This window comes from Micromonospora peucetia (assembly GCF_900091625.1).
Classification (GTDB): domain Bacteria; phylum Actinomycetota; class Actinomycetes; order Mycobacteriales; family Micromonosporaceae; genus Micromonospora; species Micromonospora peucetia.
Genome location: NZ_FMIC01000002.1, coordinates 3109322 through 3127031, shown reverse-complemented (window position 1 = coordinate 3127031; position 17710 = coordinate 3109322). Strand labels below are relative to the sequence as shown.

At 74.6% G+C, this 17710-nt stretch carries 17 protein-coding genes and 3 pseudogenes; 9 read left to right on the top strand and 11 right to left on the bottom strand.

Annotated features, from left to right (window positions below; genetic code table 11):
* Positions 1–414 precede the first annotated feature (414 nt).
* From GA0070608_RS34160 to GA0070608_RS14715, 3 genes and pseudogenes are all read right to left on the bottom strand, one after another.
* A pseudogene (locus tag GA0070608_RS34160) lies at positions 415–666 on the bottom strand (ATP-binding protein); the annotation flags it as partial.
* 129 nt (positions 667–795) lie between these two features.
* Positions 796–2103 (bottom strand): annotated as a pseudogene (locus GA0070608_RS14720) (histidine kinase N-terminal domain-containing protein); the annotation flags it as partial.
* 25 nt (positions 2104–2128) lie between these two features.
* Positions 2129–3160 (bottom strand): SIS domain-containing protein, encoded by a 1032-nt coding sequence (locus tag GA0070608_RS14715; RefSeq protein ID WP_091628256.1) that lies wholly within the window; start codon positions 3158–3160, stop codon positions 2129–2131.
* 248 nt (positions 3161–3408) lie between these two features.
* On the opposite strand from GA0070608_RS14715, the gene GA0070608_RS14710 reads away from it, so the two are divergent.
* Complete coding sequence (locus tag GA0070608_RS14710) at positions 3409–5160, top strand: tetratricopeptide repeat protein (RefSeq protein ID WP_411970828.1); 1752 nt, start codon at positions 3409–3411, stop codon at positions 5158–5160.
* Positions 5161–5213: 53 nt separating this feature from the next.
* On the opposite strand, the gene GA0070608_RS14705 is transcribed toward GA0070608_RS14710, so the two are convergent.
* Together GA0070608_RS14705 and GA0070608_RS14700 are read right to left on the bottom strand one after the other, a co-directional pair.
* On the bottom strand, positions 5214–5723 hold the full coding sequence (locus GA0070608_RS14705; protein ID WP_091628252.1) for a GNAT family N-acetyltransferase: 510 nt from the start codon (positions 5721–5723) through the stop codon (positions 5214–5216).
* Entirely contained in the window at positions 5720–5941 is a 222-nt protein-coding gene (locus GA0070608_RS14700; protein ID WP_176733961.1) for a biotin/lipoyl-binding carrier protein, read from the bottom strand. Before GA0070608_RS14700 ends, GA0070608_RS14705 begins: the two co-directional genes overlap by 4 nt.
* A 321-nt stretch (positions 5942–6262) precedes the next feature.
* Between GA0070608_RS14700 and GA0070608_RS34290 the strand changes: the two genes are divergently transcribed.
* Together GA0070608_RS34290 and GA0070608_RS34155 are read left to right on the top strand one after the other, a co-directional pair.
* Positions 6263–6337 carry a 50S ribosomal protein bL37 gene (locus GA0070608_RS34290; protein ID WP_369700219.1) on the top strand — a complete coding sequence of 25 codons (75 nt, stop codon included), beginning with the start codon at positions 6263–6265 and terminating at the stop codon, positions 6335–6337.
* Between the two features lie 99 nt (positions 6338–6436).
* Positions 6437–6505, top strand: a pseudogene (locus GA0070608_RS34155) (hypothetical protein); the annotation flags it as partial.
* Positions 6506–6591: 86 nt separating this feature from the next.
* Here the strand turns inward: GA0070608_RS34155 and rsrA are convergent.
* The 5 genes from rsrA to GA0070608_RS14675 form a co-directional block, all read right to left on the bottom strand.
* Positions 6592–6879, bottom strand: a complete 288-nt coding sequence (gene rsrA / locus GA0070608_RS14695; protein ID WP_091628247.1) for a mycothiol system anti-sigma-R factor — start codon at positions 6877–6879, stop codon at positions 6592–6594.
* A 1-nt stretch (position 6880) separates the two neighbouring features.
* Entirely contained in the window at positions 6881–7705 is an 825-nt protein-coding gene (locus GA0070608_RS14690) for a sigma-70 family RNA polymerase sigma factor (RefSeq protein WP_091628245.1), read from the bottom strand.
* Positions 7706–8119: 414 nt separating this feature from the next.
* Complete coding sequence (locus GA0070608_RS14685; protein ID WP_091628243.1) at positions 8120–8779, bottom strand: alpha/beta hydrolase family protein; 660 nt, start codon at positions 8777–8779, stop codon at positions 8120–8122.
* An 85-nt stretch (positions 8780–8864) separates the two neighbouring features.
* Positions 8865–9257, bottom strand: a complete 393-nt coding sequence (locus tag GA0070608_RS14680; protein WP_091628240.1) for a WhiB family transcriptional regulator — start codon at positions 9255–9257, stop codon at positions 8865–8867.
* Positions 9258–9451: 194 nt separating this feature from the next.
* Positions 9452–10162: an SOS response-associated peptidase gene (locus GA0070608_RS14675; RefSeq protein WP_091628237.1), complete on the bottom strand. Its 711-nt coding sequence runs from the start codon at positions 10160–10162 to the stop codon at positions 9452–9454.
* Between the two features lie 102 nt (positions 10163–10264).
* On the opposite strand from GA0070608_RS14675, the gene aroA reads away from it, so the two are divergent.
* The 4 genes from aroA (at position 10265) to GA0070608_RS14655 (ending at position 14440) form a co-directional block, all read left to right on the top strand.
* Positions 10265–11566, top strand: coding sequence for a 3-phosphoshikimate 1-carboxyvinyltransferase (aroA, locus tag GA0070608_RS14670; RefSeq protein WP_091628234.1), 1302 nt, complete (start codon positions 10265–10267; stop codon positions 11564–11566).
* Between the two features lie 166 nt (positions 11567–11732).
* Positions 11733–12674: a ribosome small subunit-dependent GTPase A gene (gene rsgA, locus GA0070608_RS14665; protein ID WP_091635097.1), complete on the top strand. Its 942-nt coding sequence runs from the start codon at positions 11733–11735 to the stop codon at positions 12672–12674.
* Between the two features lie 24 nt (positions 12675–12698).
* Entirely contained in the window at positions 12699–13517 is an 819-nt protein-coding gene (gene hisN, locus GA0070608_RS14660; RefSeq protein WP_091628232.1) for a histidinol-phosphatase, read from the top strand.
* 59 nt (positions 13518–13576) lie between these two features.
* Positions 13577–14440, top strand: coding sequence for a hypothetical protein (locus tag GA0070608_RS14655; RefSeq protein WP_176733960.1), 864 nt, complete (start codon positions 13577–13579; stop codon positions 14438–14440).
* Between the two features lie 11 nt (positions 14441–14451).
* On the opposite strand, the gene GA0070608_RS14650 is transcribed toward GA0070608_RS14655, so the two are convergent.
* Positions 14452–15654 (bottom strand): glycosyltransferase, encoded by a 1203-nt coding sequence (locus GA0070608_RS14650; RefSeq protein WP_091628227.1) that lies wholly within the window; start codon positions 15652–15654, stop codon positions 14452–14454.
* A 206-nt stretch (positions 15655–15860) separates the two neighbouring features.
* Between GA0070608_RS14650 and GA0070608_RS14645 the strand changes: the two genes are divergently transcribed.
* Positions 15861–16859 carry an SDR family oxidoreductase gene (locus tag GA0070608_RS14645; RefSeq protein ID WP_091628224.1) on the top strand — a complete coding sequence of 333 codons (999 nt, stop codon included), beginning with the start codon at positions 15861–15863 and terminating at the stop codon, positions 16857–16859.
* 59 nt (positions 16860–16918) lie between these two features.
* Positions 16919–17686: an ATP-binding protein gene (locus tag GA0070608_RS14640; RefSeq protein WP_245715790.1), complete on the top strand. Its 768-nt coding sequence runs from the start codon at positions 16919–16921 to the stop codon at positions 17684–17686.
* Positions 17687–17710: the final 24 nt, after the last annotated feature.

The following is a 17710-nucleotide window of genomic DNA, read 5'->3' as shown; positions in this document are numbered from 1 at the left end:
CCGCACTCCCGCCCCGACCCCCGTCCCAACTCCCCGCCCCGACCTCCGCCCGACTCCCCGTCCCCGGCTCGATCGTTTGATGGTGGGCCGGTGTGGCGAGTGCTTCCGGGCCGGCTCCCGATCAACTGATCATGGCGCCCCGCCGCCGGCACCACCGGCGCCCCGCACACCCCGCACCCCACACACCGCACACCGCACACCCCCCACACCGCACACACCGCACACCCCGCACCGCACAGCTTCCACCGCACAACGCACAACGCCCACCACACCCCCATACGCCGGCCGTACCGGTCGTGACGCCGGGCATGCAACTGCCGGACGGCGTCGACACACCCCGCCCCCGCATCCTGTGCAGCCGCACCCGCACCCGCACCCGCACCCGACCACCGTCACCGCCACCGGCGCCCGGGGTCAGCCGGCGGAGCGGCCCTCGGGGGCGTTGCGGGCCAGCGGGACGACGAGCGTGGCCTCGGTGCCGCCCTTCGCGCCGTCGCGTAGCTCGATGGTGCCGCGTAGTTCGCCGGTGACCAGCGCCCGGACAATCTGCAACCCGAGGTTGCCACCCCGGTCGGCGTCGAAGTCGGACGGCAGCCCGCGCCCGTTGTCGGTGACCGAGACGTGCAGCATCTTCCGGAACCGATGCACCGACACCACCACCTCCGGCGGACCAGCCGGCTCCGGCACGGCCGAGGCGGGCGGCTCCGGCACGGCCGAGGCGGGCGGCTCCGGCACGGCCGAAACAGGCACCGCCGAACCAGGCACGGCCGGAACAGGCACGGCCGGAACAGGCACGGCCGGGGCGGGCGTTCCAGGCCCGGTCGGGCCGGTGGTCGTATCGAGGGCTGGCGGGAAGCCGTGCTCGACGGCGTTGAGCAGCAACTCGTTCAGCACCATCACCAGCGACGTGGCGACCTCGGCGGGCAGCACCCCGAAGCTGCCCTCGCGTCGCATCCCGACCGTCGACTCGGTCGCGGCCACCTCCGTCGCCGCGCTGGCCACCCGGTCGACGATGCCGTCGAACTCGACCGCCTCGTCGCTGGACATGGAGAGGGTCTCGTGCACCAGCGCGATGGAGGCGACCCGGCGTACCGACTCTTCCAGGGCGACCCGGGCCTCCGGCATGGAGACCCGGCGGGCCTGGAGACGCAGCAGGGCGGCGACGGTCTGGAGGTTGTTCTTCACCCGGTGGTGGATCTCCCGGATGGTGGCGTCCTTGGTGATCAGGGCACGGTCGCGGCGGCGTACCTCGGTGATGTCGCGGACCAGGACCAGCGCGCCGATCGGCACTCCGGCGGGCATCAGCGGCAGCGCCCGGGTGAGCATCGTCGCGCCGCGCGCGTCGATCTCCCGGCGGGGCGGCGCCTCGCCGCGCAGCGCGGCGAGGATGCCGTTCGCGGCGTCCGTGCCCTCCAGCGGGTCGCCGGCCAGCCGGCGGTGCAGCGCCGCCAGATCCTCGCCCACCAGGTGGGAGGCGTAGCCCAGCCGACGGTACGCCGACTGCGCGTTCGGGCTCGCGTAGGTGACCTTGCCGCCGGCGTCGAGCCGGACCAGCCCGTCGCCGACCCGCGGGGCCGACGTGGTCTCCCCGGGATGGCGTGGTGGCGGGAAGGTCCCGTCGGCGATCATCTGGGCCAGGTCGTCGGCGGTGGTGAGGTAGTTCAGCTCCAGCTGGCTCGGGGTGCGCGCGGTGGAGAGGTTGGTGTCCCGCCCCACCACGGCGATCACCTCGCCGGCCTCGCCGTCGGTGGTGCGCAGCCGGACCGGGATCGCCTCGTGCCGGGCGGGCACGTCGCCGTACCAGACCGGGTCGCCCTCCCGCCAGATCCGGCCCTGCCGGTGGGCCACCTCCAGGTGCGCCACCTCGGGCCCGCCGACGATCCGCCCCACCTGGTCGTCCAGGTACGCGGTGGGTGCGGTCGTCGGCCGGACCTGGGCGACGCACAGAAACGTCCCGTCAGCGTCCACGGGTACCCAGAGCAGCAGGTCGGCGAAGGACAGATCGGACAGCAACTGCCAGTCGCCGGCGATCCGGTGCAGGTGGTCGATGTCGGCCGGGCGGAGGCGGGTGTGCTCCTCGGCGAGGTTGCGCAGCGTGGACACGCTGACCAGCGTGCCACGACGGGCGTCACATCGTCGCGGTGACCTTCTTCAGCCCACGCGGCGCGTCCGGGTTCTCGCCCCGGGCCAGCGCCAGCGCCAGCGCCAGGCGCTGCAACGGCAGGATGTCCAGCAGTGGCGCGTACCGCTCGTCGACCTCGGGGACGGCCATCCGGGTGGCGCCCTCGACGTCGGCGGAGCCGACCACCACCACATCGGCACGGCGCTCGCCGAGCCGGGGCAGCACCTCGCCCATCGACCGCCCACCCGGCCCGGAGCCGACCACGGCGAGCACCGGCACGTCCGGGTCGGTCATGGCGAGGGGGCCGTGCAGCAGGTCGGCGCCGGAGAACGCGAGCGCCGGCAGGTAGGAGGTCTCCATCAGCTTCAGCGCGGCCTCCCGGGCGGTCGGGTACGCGTACCCCCGGCCGGTGGTGACGAGCTGGCCGGCGAACCGGTAGCGGGGTGCGAGCTGCGTCGGGGTGGGGTCTTCCAGGGTCCGGGCAGCCAGCTCGGGCAGGGCGGCGAGCGCCGCGCGCTCGTCGGCGGGCAGCGCGCCGTCGCCGGCCCGGATGCCCTCGACGAGCAGCAGCAGGGCGAGCAGTTCGGCGGTGTAGGTCTTGGTGGCGGCCACCGCGCGCTCGTGCCCGGCGGCGATGTCGACGCTCAGCTCGGCGACGCCGGCCAACGGGGAGTCGGGCGCGTTGGTGACCGCGAGGGTGAGCGCGCCCGAGTCCCGGGCGGTCCGCAGCACCTCGGCGAGGTCGGGCGAGCCGCCACTCTGGCTGACGCCGACGACCAGCGCGTCGGAGAGGTCCGGCCGGGCGCCGTAGACGGTGACGGCGCTGGGTGAGGCGAGGCCGGCGGGCAGGCCGAGCCGGATCTCGGTCAGGTACGCCCCGTAGAGCGCGGCGTGGTCGGAGGTGCCCCGGGCGGTGAAGACCACGTGCCGGGGGCGACGCTGCGCGATGACCGCCGCCACCCGGGCGATGGGCCCGGCGTGCTCGGCGGAGAGCAACCGCTCGTAGCCCGCCGGCTGCTCGTCGATGTCGGCGGCCATGCCAGCCCCTGCACGTGTCACGGAAACCCCTCCCACTGCGCGATTGCCGCGCGTTTCCTGCTCAGTCTTGCACCTTTGAACTGATCAGAGCAATTGAACGAGCACAAGTGCGCAGATGATCACCATGTCGGCGCAACATCACCTAGGCTTGCCCGGCCCACCGGAGCACCGACGAGCGAGAGGACCACGTGCCCGAGGACGACCGGTCGCTGTCCGCGGCGGAGGAACTTGCCCTGGCCCGCCTGGCCATGGACGACGGCGACCTGGCACACGCGGCCGGTCACGTCGCCGCCGCGCTGGCCCAGGCCCCGACCCTGCCCGAGGTGCACGAGATCCTCGCCCGGCTCGCCGCCGCCGACGGCGCGGGCGGCGTCGATCTCTTCCCACTCCAGGGCCAGGCCTACGTCGGTGCCGTGGTGGCCCGCGCCCACCTGCTCGCCGCCACCGGTCGGCCGGCGGAAGGGCTGGACCTACTGGTCGCGGCGACCGGCCACGCCCCGGGAACGGACTGGGCCGGAGTGCCCTGGGTGACCACCCCGGAACTCGCCGAGCGCCTCGAACCGGAGCGGACCGCCCGGATCCTGATGCAGGTCTGCGCCGCCGTGTCCGACCCGGTGCCCCGGGCCGGCCGGGCCGCCCTCGCCCCCTACCTGGCGCTGGCCCGCAACGCGGTCACCGTCCATCCCGAGCACGGCCTGCTGCTGGGCGCGGCGTCCGCGCTGGCCCGGCGGGTCGGCGAGGTCGACCTGGCGATCCGCTGGGCAGCCCGAGGCGTACGCGTCGAGCCGTCGAAGATCGGTGAGGTGTGGCTCGGGTACGCGTACCGCAGCGCCGGCCGTACCCGGGAGGCGCTGGCGGCGCTCGGCCGCGCCGTGGAGCACGAACCCGACGACCTCACCGTCTACGCCGACCTCGCCGGGACCCTCGCCGACAACGGGCGGCTCGACGAGGCGCTCGACTGGATAGACCGGGCGCTGGCCCGGGACCCCTCCTTCGACTGCGCCGTGCACACCGCGCACCGGCTGCGGCACCAGCGCGACGGCGACGTGGCGCACCTGGTCGCGCTCGCCGACTTCGTCCGGGACCATCCCGACGACACGCACGAACATGGCGACCTGGCCGAGAGCTGCCGTAGCCGGCCCTGGCTCGGGCAGGTCACCCCCGCCATCGGGGCGGTGGTGGACGCGCTGCGTCAGGCCGTCACCGACGAGCACGTCGGCCTCGGCGCCGTACGGCTGGACTCGCCCGCGCCGCCCAGCGCGACGCGTACCGCCGCGACGTTCGCGCCCGGGCTGCGCATCGAGGTGGCCGGCGTGCCCGACCCGGACCCGCGCGAGCCCCGGCGGCCGGTCGCCTCGCAGCTCTGGCGGCACGACGGTACGACGGTCGTGCCCGCCGTGCCGCCGCCCTCGCCGGAGGCGACCGCGCGGCTACGGCAGCTCGCCCACCCGGCGTGGCCGCACCCGCCGGCGGCGTACGACGCGGCGGTGGGCCTGGCCACCCTGGAACTCGCCGACCTGCTCGGACTGCTGGCGCACCCCCCGGAGGTGCCGCCCACCGCGCTGGGCCGGGTGCTCGGGCACGATCCCTCGCTCTGGGTGCGCTGCGTCCAGGTGTGGGCGTGCCTCGGCCTGCTGCACCACCGCACCGACGAGCCGTGGGCGGAGTCGACCCGGCGCCGGGTGCTGCTGGACCTGGTCTGGGGTGTCGAGGACTGGGTCACCGAGGCGGCACTGTTCGCCCTGGTCACCGCCGCCTGGGTCGACCCGGCGGTACGCCCCGACGTGGCCCGGGTGGTCACCGAGCGGTTGGCCGACGTGGCGGCGGTCGCCCGGACCCGTGCGGTGCCGATCGCGCTGTCCCTGGCACACCTGGCCCTGGCCAGCCCGGCCCTGGACCCGGAGACAGCGGCCTTGGCCGCCTCGCTGGCTGCCACCCGCCCGGCGCCCCGGCCGCGTTCCCGCCTGCGCCGTCTCTGGCGGCGCCTCACGAGCCGGTGAGGCGGTCCGCCCCGGCCCGAGTCAACTCCGAGCCCGCGATTCCCGGCGGCGCCTCACCCGCCGGTGAGCTCCAGCCGGAGGCCGAGCAGTTCCACCCCGTCCAGGGGCGCCCAGTCCCGCTCGGGCACCCGCACGAAGCCGCGCCGCAGGTAGAGCCGCTGGGCGGCGGCGGCGAAGCCGCTGCGGACGCAGATGGCCACGGCGGAACAGCCCAGCTCGGCCGCCCGCGACACGCAGGCCTCGACCAGCGCCGCGCCGACGCCCCGCCCCTGCCCGGCCGGGTCCACCGCCAGCATCCGGAACTCCGCCTCGCCCGGCCCGGAAATCTCGGCGTACCGGCTGCCGGGCAGGACGAAGGTCACCGAGCCGAGTAGCTCGGCGGTGACGTCGTCGGCGGCGACGAGCACCTCACCGCCCTCCGCCCGGGAGACCACGTCGGCCAGCACGGTGGCGTAGCCGTGCTCGCCCTTGAGCTGACCGTCCGCCTCGTAGGCGGCGACCGTCAGCCGGGCCACCGCCGGGAAGTCGGCGGGCCCGGCCGGGCGGACCGACAGGCCGGTCAATCGATCACCGCGATCAGGTCGCCGTCCTGCACGACGTCGCCCTCGTTGACCGCCAGCTGCTTGACGACACCGTCGGACTCGGCGATGACCGGGATCTCCATCTTCATCGACTCCAGGATCACCAGCGTGTCCCCCTCGGACACGGTGTCCCCGGCCGACGCGACGACCTTCCAGACGTTCGCCACCATTTCGGCGCGGATCTCCTCGGCCATCTTCAGAGCCCTCCCTCTCGCGACTGCCTGCCGACGTATCCAATCATGCGGGTGCCCTCCGGCGGGCGTGGAGCGGCCCGCAGCGGGTAGCTGCTCGGCTCCGGGCCGGCTCGGCTCCGGGCCGGCTCGGCTCCGGGCCGGGCGCCGCTGATCGGCTCCGGGCCTGCGTGGCCCACGGCGTGTCGTGAGGCCGGCCGCCCCGGCGGACAACGGCGGGTGCCGGCCGCACTAGCATCAGCGGGTCGGACCCCGGCGCCGGGAGGACCGGTGCGTGCACCGGCGCCGAGCTCGTGCGCAGGCGGATCCGACCATCACGAGGAGGTCACCATGGCGAAGAAGGCCCGTAAGAAGAAGGCCCGTAAGAAGAGCGGCGCGAACCACGGCAAGCGCCCCAACTCCTGACCAGCTGCCGGGCCCCACGGCCCGGCGTCGAGCAGTCAGCGGAAATGCCGGTGGCCCGGGTCGGGACGACCCGGGCCACCGGTTTGCTGTCTCTGACGACTGGAGCAGGCCCTCGAGTTCTGCCGTGAGGACGAGTGCGTCGAGGTGACCCCGGCCGCGGTCCGTTTGCTGTCTGCGTGGGCCCGGGCCAACGGGCGAGGCACCCGGTGGGCCGGCGTCGGGCGATCGCAGTCGACTGCCGTCCCGGCCCGACCTCAGTCGGTCAGTTCCCTCGACTCGGTGCTCTCGAAGACGACCAGTTCGGTGAGGCGCAGCCGCAGCCGCTCCCGCAGTTGGTCGGGCGCGGTCTCGTTGCCGCAGCAGCGGGCCACCAACGCCCTCACCTCCTGCTCGATGCCGTACTCGCGCAGGCACGGCCCGCACTCGTCGAGGTGGTGCCGGATCAGCGTGCGCCGCTCCTCGACACACTCCAGATCCAGGTAGAGGTAGACCTCCGCGATGATCTCTCGGCAGTCCGTCTCGTGCGGCTTCCCACAGCTCACGTCACACCTCCCGGCTGGCGGCAGCAGTCGAGCCCTTCTTCGACGCCGCGGCGCTGAAGCCCCGCTCGGCGGCGTACTGCTCAAGCAGCTTGCGCAGATTACGACGGCCGCGGTGCAGGCGCGACATGACCGTGCCGATCGGCGTACCCATGATCTCGGCGACCTCCTTGTAGGAGAAGCCCTCGACATCAGTGAGGTAGACGGCCAACCGGAACTCCTCCGGCAACTCCTGGAGGGCCTCCTTGACGTCGCTGTCCGGCAGCCGGTCCAGCGCCTCGGTCTCGGCCGAGCGCAGCCCGCTGGAGGTGTGCGACTCGGCCTCGGCGAGCTGCCAGTCGGTGATCTCCTCGGTCGGCGCCTGGATCGGCTGGCGCTGCCGCTTCCGGTAGGTGTTGATGTAGGTGTTGGTCAGGATCCGGTAGAGCCAGGCCTTCAGGTTCGTGCCCTGCTCGAACTGGTGGAAGGCGGCGTACGCCTTCAGGTAGGTCTCCTGGACCAGGTCCTCGGCATCCGCCGGGTTGCGGGTCATCCGCAGCCCGGCAGCGTAGAGCTGATCGACGAAGGGCATCGCGTCCCGCTCGAAGCGGGCCCTGCGCTCGTCCGTCTTTTCGGTGGTCAACCGCACATCCCCTCGCGTCGGATGCTTTCCCGCCGAGGATACGCGTACGGACGTGCCGGCAGATTCACTTCCGGCGGGTGTGCTTGTGCTCACCGCGGCCGGGCCGACCGGCGGCGGCACCGCGGGCCAGTCCGGGCCGCCCAGCAACCGTTGTACCTGCCGCGCTCCCCGCTCGTCCCGTTCCCGGGCCCGTGTCTCGGTCGGCACCGGTCTCCCCCCTCGCCAGAAATGTCGTCCGGAGGGTGCAACGCCCTCGACAGGGCAGGGCATTCCGCCGCCCTCCCCCGTTCCTGGCCCCGGCGCCGAGACGGGCCGACGCTGGGACCAGGAAGGGCCTGGGAGGACCGTCGCCGCCCGCCCGAGCGGGGCACGCGGCGCCATCCGATGCAACGACCCGCCGCCACCACCGGACACGGCCCCGCTCCACCCCCCACCCCCTTGGCACCCGCCCCCAGCGCCATCAGCAAGCCGAGCTTCCGCCCCCAACCCCGCCGATCTTGCACTTCAGGCCCCCCGAATGCACGAATAGCCCCTTTTGTCCGGGCACAAACTGCAAGATCGCGGGTGCGGGGGTGCGGGGGTGCGGGGCGTGGGTGCAGGAGCGGGGCGTGGGGTGCGGGGTCAGGTTTGCGTCCAGGCCTGGCTGTGGAGCCAGTCGCACACCAGCGCGGCCGTGCCGGCCGGGTCTTTCCGCAGGTCGTGCCGCTCTCCCGGGCGGGTCACCACGCTCACTCCCGGCCCTGGCTCCGGCACCCCGAACGGGTCACGGTCGCCGTTGACCACGAGGGTCGGCAGGCCGGTTGCCAGCTCCGCCGCCCGGGACCGCTCCGGACTGCTGGGCGGATGCAGCGGGAACGCGAGCGCGACGACCCCGGCGGCGCCCACCGCCGGCGCGGTGCGACAGGCCACCCGCGCGCCGCTGGAGCGCCCACCCACCAGCAGGGGTACGCCGGGATGCCGCTGCCGCAGCACTGCGAGCACGGCGGTCCACGCCTCGTCGAGGTGCCCCGCCGGAGCTGGCGCGCGCCGGCCGGCGACGCGGTACGGCTGGGTCACCCGGGCCACCACCAGCCCGGCGCCGACCGCCGCGTCCCGCAGCGCACGCAGGTCGGGGGCGTCGACGTCACCGCCCGCGCCGTGGCCGAGCACCAGCAGGGCGCTCGGCGCACCCGTCGGCACGTCGGTGTCGACCCTGGCCGGCCCGCGCGGGGTGGGAAGCTCGTCGTCCTGGTCGGCCCTGGCCGGCCCACGCGGGGTAGGAAGCTCGTCGTCCTGCGGCACCGACCCATTCTGCGGTGTCCGGGGCACGACGGACAGCCGGCCCGCCAGTTGCGGCGGGCCGGCTGCGACCGGGTTCAGCCGACGGTCAACTCAGCGGCACCAGCGTGAGCAGCTGGTCCCGGACCGGCGGGCCAGCCTCGTCGACGGCGTCCGGATCCGGTTGCACCTCGTCGCGCCAGGCGACCAGCATCGCCCGCCGTTCGCGCGGGGTGGTGCCGCCCCAGACGCCGTGGCAGTCACCCACGTCCAGCGCCCAGGCCAGGCAGGAGCCCTGCACGTCGCAACTTCGGCAGAGCGCCACGGCCGCGTCGGCCGGCTCGTTCGGCGCCGGAAAGAACGTTTCCGGGTCGACGTTCTGACAGGTTCCCCTGGTCCGCCACGCCTCGTCCTGTCGCCTTTCCCGCAGCGCCCGCAACAGCCGCGGATCTCGTCGTGCGGTGGCCACCTCGTGCGGCCGGGGCATACGTGCCCGTGTCATCCACCCACCTCCCCCGTGGGACCGGCAAGATCGGTGTGCGTCGTCCGCCCCGTGCGAGTCGCGCCCACTACCGGCGCTGTGTTGTATCGCACTTACGGACATCGGGACAAGACTTCACGGCAAATATGGGTGAACAACGATGCGACGTTTCACCCGCAACTCTGGCAAATCACACCCGACTATGTGTCGGGCTGTCAGAAAAGCGTCATTTCCTCCGGCGTGGCGGCCCGGGCGAGCGGCACTCTCACGGTCAACTCCGGCCCGTCGTTGCGTACGTCCCCCACCGCCGTCCCCACCGGGCGGATCTCCAGCGTCGCCAGCCAGTCGGGCGGGGGCGGGGCGAGCAGCCCCTCCGGCTCACCGGTCGACGCCAGCCACGCCCCCCAGCGTTCCCGGGGCAGCAGCAGCGGCATCCGGTCGTGCACCTCGGCCAGCTCGCCCGACGCGGCGGTGGTGAGCACGCTGAAGGTCAGCAGCGGAGTGCCGGAGCCCTCCCAGACCGACCAGATGCCGGCGAAGGCGAGCACCGAGCCGTCCAGCGGGGTCATGTAGTAGGGCTGCTTGCGCCCGTCCGCCGAGCGGACCCACTCGTACCAGCCGTCGGCCGGGACGAGGCAGCGGCGGCGGGCGAAGGCCCTCGCGTACGCCCGGCTGGTGACGACCGTCTCCGCGCGTGCGTTGATCATGCGGGCGGCGCCGGCGGGCGACCGGGACCAGGACGGGACCAGCCCCCAGCGGCCGACCGACAACGCGCGGTGGCCCTCCGGGCTGACCCGCACCAGCGGCACCGGATCGGTGGGCGCGACGTTGCGGTCGGGGCCGACCCGGCCGTCGGTCTCGTCGTGGGACTCGAACATCGCGCTCAGGTCGCCCGCGCTCCGGGTCGTCGCATACCTCCCGCACATGCCGCACACGCTAACCCGCCGCAGGCCGCCCAGCTGTCCCGCTGACCGGGAGTACGGGCGTCGGCCGGCCTCACCCGCCCCGGGACACGGCAGAATGTAGGCGTGGGGAACCTCATCGCGACCCGGCCGCCGCAGCCGTGGACCGCTCCGACCGCCTCCGATCCCGTCGAGGCGACGCTGCGCCTGCCCGGGTCCAAGTCGATGACCGCGCGTGCCCTGGTGCTGAGCGCGCTGGCCAGCGGCCCGTCGACCCTGGCCGGGCCGCTGCGCGCCCGGGACACCGAACTGATGGCCGCCGGGCTGCGCGCGATGGGCGCGCACATGTCGATCAGCGACGACGAGCGCTGGCTGGTCCGCCCCCACCCGCTGGTCGGCCCGGCGCACGTCGACGTCGGCCTGGCCGGCACCGTGATGCGCTTCGTCCCGCCGGTGGCGGGCCTGGCCGACGGACGGATCACCTTCGACGGCGACCCGCAGGCCCGCACCCGGCCCCTCGGGCCGCTGATCGGGGCGCTGCGCTCCCTCGGCGCACGGGTCGACGCCCCCGCCACCGGCAGCCTGCCGCTGACCGTGCTCGGCACCGGGCGGGTGACCGGCGGCGAGGTGGTGATCGACGCCTCCGCCTCCAGCCAGCTGGTCTCCGGGCTGCTGCTGGCCGCGCCTCGCTTCGACCGGGGCGTGGTGGTCCGGCACGTGGGCCCGCCGGTGCCCTCCGCGCCGCACCTGCGGATGACGGTGCAGATGCTCCGGGCCGCCGGCGCGGCGGTCGACGACGGCACCCCCGACGTGTGGGTGGTCGAGCCGGGCCCGTTGACGGGGCGCGGCTGGGAGATCGAGCCCGACCTGTCGGGCGCCGTGCCGTTCTTCGCCGCCGCCCTGGTCACCGGCGGGGAGGTGACCCTCCAGGGCTGGCCGCGCAGCAGCGCCCAGCCCGTCGAGCAGCTCCGCTCGCTGCTCCAACGGATGGGCGGCGAGGTGACGCTCTCCACCGCCGGGCTGACGGTCCGGGGCACCGGCGTGGTGCACGGCCTGGACGCCGACCTCTCCGACGTCAGCGAGCTGACCCCGGCACTGACCGCGCTGGCGATGCTCGCGGACTCGCCGTCCCGGTTCACCGGGGTCGGCCACATCCGGGGCCACGAGACCGACCGGCTGACCGCGCTGGCCCGGGAGTTCGCCGCGCTCGGGGCCGACATCACCGAGTCCCCGGACGGGCTGGAGATCCGGCCCCGGCCGCTGCACGGCGGGGTGTTCGAGACCTACCACGACCACCGGATGGCGCACGCCGCCGCGGTGGCCGGCCTGGCCGTGCCGGGTATCGAGTTGAGCGACGTGGCGTGCACCTCGAAGACCATGCCCGAGTTCCCGGCGCTATGGTCGGCAATGGTGACCGGCAAGAGCTGACACGACGGGGGGGCAGGTCCTGGCGACCAGAAAGCGGGAGTACGACGAGGACGACGTCCGGGTTCGGCCCGGCAAATCGTCGCGCCCGCGTACCCGCACCCGACCCCGGCACTCCGACGCGGTGGACGGCTTCGTGATCGCCGTCGACCGGGGCCGCTACACGTGCGTGCTGCCCGGCACCGGGCCGGACGCGCCCATGATCACCGCCATGCGGGCCCGGGAGCTGGGACGCAAGTCGGTGGTGGTCGGCGACCGGGTCGGCCTGGTCGGGGACACCTCCGGTGCGGCCGGGGCGCTGGCCCGGATCGTCCGGATCGCCGAGCGTACGTCGGTGCTGCGGCGCACCGCCGACGACGACGAGACCACCGCCGAGGGGCGGCTGGAACGGGTGGTCGTCGCCAACGCCGACCAGTTGGTCATCGTCAGCGCACTCGCCGACCCGCCACCGCGCACCGGCTTCATCGACCGGTGCCTGGTGGCCGCGTACGACGCCGACATCGAGCCGCTGCTCTGCCTCACCAAGGCCGACCTGGCCGGCCCCGAGACCGTGCTCGGCTACTACACCGAGCTGGAACTGCCGTACGTGCTGATCCGCCCAGAGTCCGACCTCGACGCCCTGCGCAGCCTGCTCGCCGGGCGGATCTCGGTCATGGTGGGGCACTCCGGGGTGGGCAAGTCGACGCTGGTCAACCGCCTCGTGCCGGACGCCGCCCGAGCGGTCGGCACGGTCAGCGCGATCGGCCGGGGCCGGCACACCTCCACGAGCGCGGTGGCGCTGCGACTGCCCCGGCTGCCCGACCGCGACGACGACGCGGGTTGGATCGTCGACACCCCGGGCGTACGCAGCTTCGGGCTGGCACACGTCTCGGCCGACAGCCTGCTGCACGGCTTCCCCGATCTGGTCGAGGGGACGGTCGACTGCCCCGCCAACTGCCCGCACACGCCCGACGCGACCGACTGCGGCCTGGACGCCTGGGTGGCCGCCGGCAGGGCCGACCCGCGCCGGCTGGCGTCGTACCGCCGGTTGCTGGCCTCCCGGTCCGGGGAGGGCGACGCCCGCGGCGAGCCCGACCAGCGGAATCCGGGCGACCCACTCGCCGGGTCGTGACCCAGGCGTCGCTACCGTTTGCGTATGCCCGGGTATGCCGACGACATCGCCCTCGCCCACCTGCTCGCCGACGCCGCCGACGCCGTCTCCACGGCCCGGTTCCGCGCGCTCGACCTGCGGGTCGAGGCGAAACCCGACCTGACCCCGGTCTCCGACGCGGACACCGCCGTGGAGCGGGAGATCCGCGCGCTGCTGGCCGCGCACCGGCCGGGCGACGGCCTGCTCGGCGAGGAGTACGGCGAGGAGCCGGCCAGCGGCCCGGACGGCCGGCGCTGGGTGGTCGACCCGATCGACGGCACGAAGAACTTCATCCGCGGCGTGCCGGTCTGGGCCACCCTGATCGCGCTGCTCGAGTCCGACCGCCCGGTCGCCGGGCTGGTCTCCGCGCCGGCGCTCGGCCGCCGCTGGTGGGGCGCGCTCGGCGAGGGCGCGTACGCGGGCCCGGACGCCGCTGGCGGCGCCCCGATCCGGGTCTCCGCGGTCCGGGATCTCGCCGACGCCAGCATCTGTTACTCGTCCCTGACCGGCTGGGAGTCCACCGGCCGGCTGGACGCGATGCTCCAGCTCATGCGGGACACCTGGCGCAGCCGGGCGTACGGCGACTTCTACGGCTACATGCTGCTGGCCGAGGGCGCGCTGGACGTGATGGTGGAGCCGGAGCTGTCGCTGTGGGACGTCGCCGCGCTGGTGCCGATCGTCACCGAGGCGGGCGGAACGTTCACCGACCTGGCCGGCCGGCCCGCCCCCTCCGGCGACGCCGGCACCGAGAACAGCGCCGTGGCCAGCAACGGCGCGCTGCACGCCGACATCCTCTCCCGGCTGGGTCAGCCAACCGAGCACTGACCTCCGGCAGCCTCTATCCTCGCCAGGTGGTCTCCTCCGGTTGGTGTTTCCTCGCGGCGATGATCGTCGCGTACGGCGTAGCCAACCTGTTCCAGTCGGTGGCCGCCGCCCGCACCACCGTGCACCACACCTTCGACCCGGGGTTGCTGCTGCGGCTGGCGGGGCACCGCACCTACCTGATCGGGCTGGGCTGTCAGGTGGCCGGTTTCGTGCTGGCCCTGCTGGCCCGCCGGGACCTGCCGCTCTTCCTGGTCCAGTCCAGCGTCGCCGCCGGGCTCGGGGTCACCGCCCTGTTCGGCGTGCTGGTGCTGAAGTGGCGGTTGCCGGCCGCCGAGGTGGCCCTGCTGGTGCTGTTGTTCGCCGGGATCACCGCGCTGGTGCTCTCCGCCGAGCCCGCGCCGGCGAAGCCGCTCGGCACCGCCGGCATGATCGTCCTGGCGGTGACGCTCGGCGTGATCGCGGTGGTCGGCTTCTTCGCGGTACGCCTGCACGGGGCGCCCGGTTCGGTGGCCCTCGGCGCGCTGGCCGGGCTGGCGTTCTCCGCCGCCGCGGTGGCCGCCCGACCGCTGGCCTCCGCCCCGACGCCGGAGGCCTTCGTCCAGGACCCGCTGCTCTACCTGCTGATCGCCCACTCGATCGTCGGTCAGCTACTGCTCGGCCTGGCCATGCAGCGCGGCTCGACCACGGCCGCCGTGGCGGCGATGGACGCCGCCGGGGCGGTGCCCGCCGCGATCGTCGGTCTGCTGCTGCTCAACGACAAGATCTGGCCCGGGCGGGAGTGGCTCGCCGCGGTCGGGTTCCTGGTCACCCTCGCCGCGGTCATCGGTCTCACCCGGTACGCCGAACCCCAGCACCACCACGCCGTCGCCGGGGAACGGGACCGGGGCATGGTCGGCGTCGGGGTGCCCGGCCGCCCGCTGTAGAGGACGGTCCGTCAGGCCGCCTCGACCGGCTTGCGGCGGCTCACCACCCGCTCGTAGAGGCGCTCCAGCGCGCCCGCCGTCCGTTCCCAGGTGTAGCTGCACCGCACCCGGTCCACGGCGGCGTGCCCGTACGCGAACCGCCCGGCGTTGTCACCGAGCAGCCGGCGCAGCGTCACGCCCAGCGTGCGGACGTCGCCCGGCGGCACCAGCCGGCCGGTGACCTCGTCGACCACCGCGTCGGCGATCCCGCCCATGGCGTAGCCGACGACCGGCACCCCGCAGGCCATCGCCTCCAGCGACACCCGGCCGGCGGAGGAGTAGCGCGGGGTGCAGGCGACCACGTCCGCCGAGCGGTACCAGGTGGCCATCTGGTCGTGCGGCACCGCACCCACCAGCTTCACCTGCTCGGCCACCCCGTTGCGTTCGGCCAGCTCGCCCAGCCGCCGGGCCTCGGCGTGGTTGGTGAGCTGCCCGGCGGGCGGGCCGCCGGCGATCACCAGTTCGGCGTCGCCGACCAGCCGCATGGCCCGGATCAGGTCCTCCTGGCCGTGCCCGGGCGAGAGCCCGCCGACGGAGAGGATCCGGGCCCGCTGGTCGCGGGGGGCGGCTTCGCCGTCGGGGTGGAACTGCGCGGTGTCGACGCCGGCCGGCACCATCGCCACGGAGGCGCGTTGCAGTCCCATCCGGGTCAGCTCGTCGACCTCGTCGTTGCACTGGGCGACCGCGATGTCCACCGCCCGGGTCAGCGCCCGCTCCAGCGGGATCCGCTCCCCCGGCCCGTCGTACTGTCGGCCGAGGTGGCGCAGCTGCTCGACGCCGAGGGAGTGGAAGGTCTGCACCACCGGGACGTCGGTCTCGCGGACGGCGTGCGCGGCGGCCAGCCCGCCGATCCAGTAGTGCCCGTGCACCACCTCGGGACGCCAGTCACCCGCCCACCGGTCGGCCAGCCAGGCGCCGAACGCGGACACGTGCGGCACCAGCTCCGCGGTGGGCAGCGGGGCGGCCGGGCCGATCGGCACCCGCTCCACCCGGTAGCCGTCGACCGTCGCCGTCTCCGGCAGGTCCGGGTCGTCCCGGCGTTCGTACACCCGGACGTCGTGGCCCCGCGCGGCGAGTTCGGCGGCGACCCGGGCGATGTGCTGGTGGGTGCCGACGGTCAGGCCGTCGGCGCCCCTGGGCGGGCCGGCGTGCGCGCAGACGAGGCCGACGCGCATGGGTCACCTCCATGCGATCTTCTCAAGTGGTGGTCCTCGGTCAGAGGGTCCCATTAACCGAACCCCCGGGAGCCGAAACCTGGCAGATCGGGAAGAGCCCGGCAGGTACTTGCGCGACGGCAACTGTTGCCGGATGCCGCCCGGCTGCACGGTCATCCGGCCGACGTCGGTCGCATGAGCCATGTCAGCGGGGGTACGGGCGAAGAATGCCTCTCACCCGCAGCCTCGCCGACGCCACCGTCGTGCTCACCGGCGCCTCCAGCGGCATCGGTACGGCCACCGCGTACGCCCTCGCCCGGCGCGGCACCGCCGTCGTGCTGGCCGCCCGGAGCGAAGTGGCCCTGGAGGAGGTCGCCCAGCGGTGCCGGGAGCTGGGCGGGCGGGCACTGGTGGTGCCGACCGACGTGACCGACCCGGCGGCCGTGGAACGGCTCGCCGCCCGCGCGGTCGCCGAGTTCGGCCGGATCGACGGCTGGGTCAACAACGCCGCGGTCGGCGTGGTCGGGCTCTTCGACGAGATTCCGGTGGAGGAGTTCCGGCGGGTGCTGGAGGTGAACCTGCTCGGTGCCGCGTACGGCACCCGGGCCGCCCTGCCCCAGCTGAGCGCGGCGGGTGGCGGGGTGCTGGTCAACAACGCCTCGGTGCTGGCCGAGGTGGCGATGCCCTACCAGTCGGCGTACAACGCCACGAAGCACGGCATCCGCGGGCTCGCCAACACGGTCCGCCAGGAGATGCGGGTCACCGGGCGGGGCAACGTCTCGATCTGTACGGTGCTGCCGGCCACCATCGACACCCCGTTCTTCCGGCACGCCGCCAACCACAGCGGCCGGGAACTGGTGCCGCCGCCCCCGGTCTATCCGCCGGAGGTGGTGGCCGAGACGATCGTCCGGCTGCTGCGCCGCCCCCGGCGCGAGGCGTACGCCGGCGGGGCCGCCCGGCTGATCGGCCTCCAGTGGCGGCTCGCCCCGGCGCTCGCCGAGCGGGTCCTCGGCTGGTACGCGCACCGCACCCAGTTCGGGCCCGCCCCTCGGCCGGACAGCACCGGCAACGTCTTCCACGCGGACGCGGCGGCACGGCGCGGGGGCGACTGGCACGGCCGGCGACGGCACCTGGTCCGGATGACCGCCGCCTTCGGGTTGGCGGCGGCGGGGACGGCTGTCGGGACGGTGGCCGCGATGACCCGCCGAGCGCGGACGGACCGCTGATGCCAGGGGCCGAGCGGTCGGGTGCGCGATCCGGGCCGGCGGTGCACAATGGGGCGATCATGCCGACCGATGTGCGCTGCCGGGTGGAGACCGACGAGGCCTCCGAGGTGGTCCGGCTGACCGGAGTGCTCGACCGGTCCGGCGTCGACGTGGTGCGCGACGGCCTGCTCGCCCGGCTCTGCGGCCGGCCCGGCCCGGTGGTCGCCGACCTCACCGGCCTGCGGGTGGCCGACCCGGTGGCCGGGGGCGTCTTCGCCGAGGTGCGCCGGGAGATACGCGACTGGCCCGCCGCCGACCTGCTGCTCTGTGATCCGACCGGCGCCGTCGAGGGGGTGCCGGCCTGGCCCACCCTGGCCGGGGCGAGGGCCGGGCTGGCCGCCACGCCGCCGGCCGCGGTGGTCGGCGCCGACCTTCCGCCCGTCGTCGGGGCCGCCCGGCAGGCCCGGCAGCTCGTGGCCGAGGGGTGTGACCGCTGGAACCTGCACGAGCTGGTCGAGCCGGCCTGCATCGCGGTCACCGAGATGGTGAACAACGTCGTCGCCCACGCGCACACCACGATGACGGTCCGCCTGGCGCCCCGGAACGACACCCTGCACCTGGCGGTACGCGACCACTCGTCCCGGCAGCCGACGTTCACCGGGTCGGCCCCGCTGGACACCGCGGGCGGGCGGGGCCTGCTGCTGATCGACACCGTCGCCCGTAGCTGGGGCAGCAGCCGGGTCCCGGACGGCAAGGTCGTCTGGTGTGTGCTGCACGCCGACGACGAGGCCGCGGCCCGCCGCCCCGATCCGGCCCTTCCGTCCCCCGACGTGCCCCTTTCGCCCTGATGGCCACGGGCGGTACCGGTTATG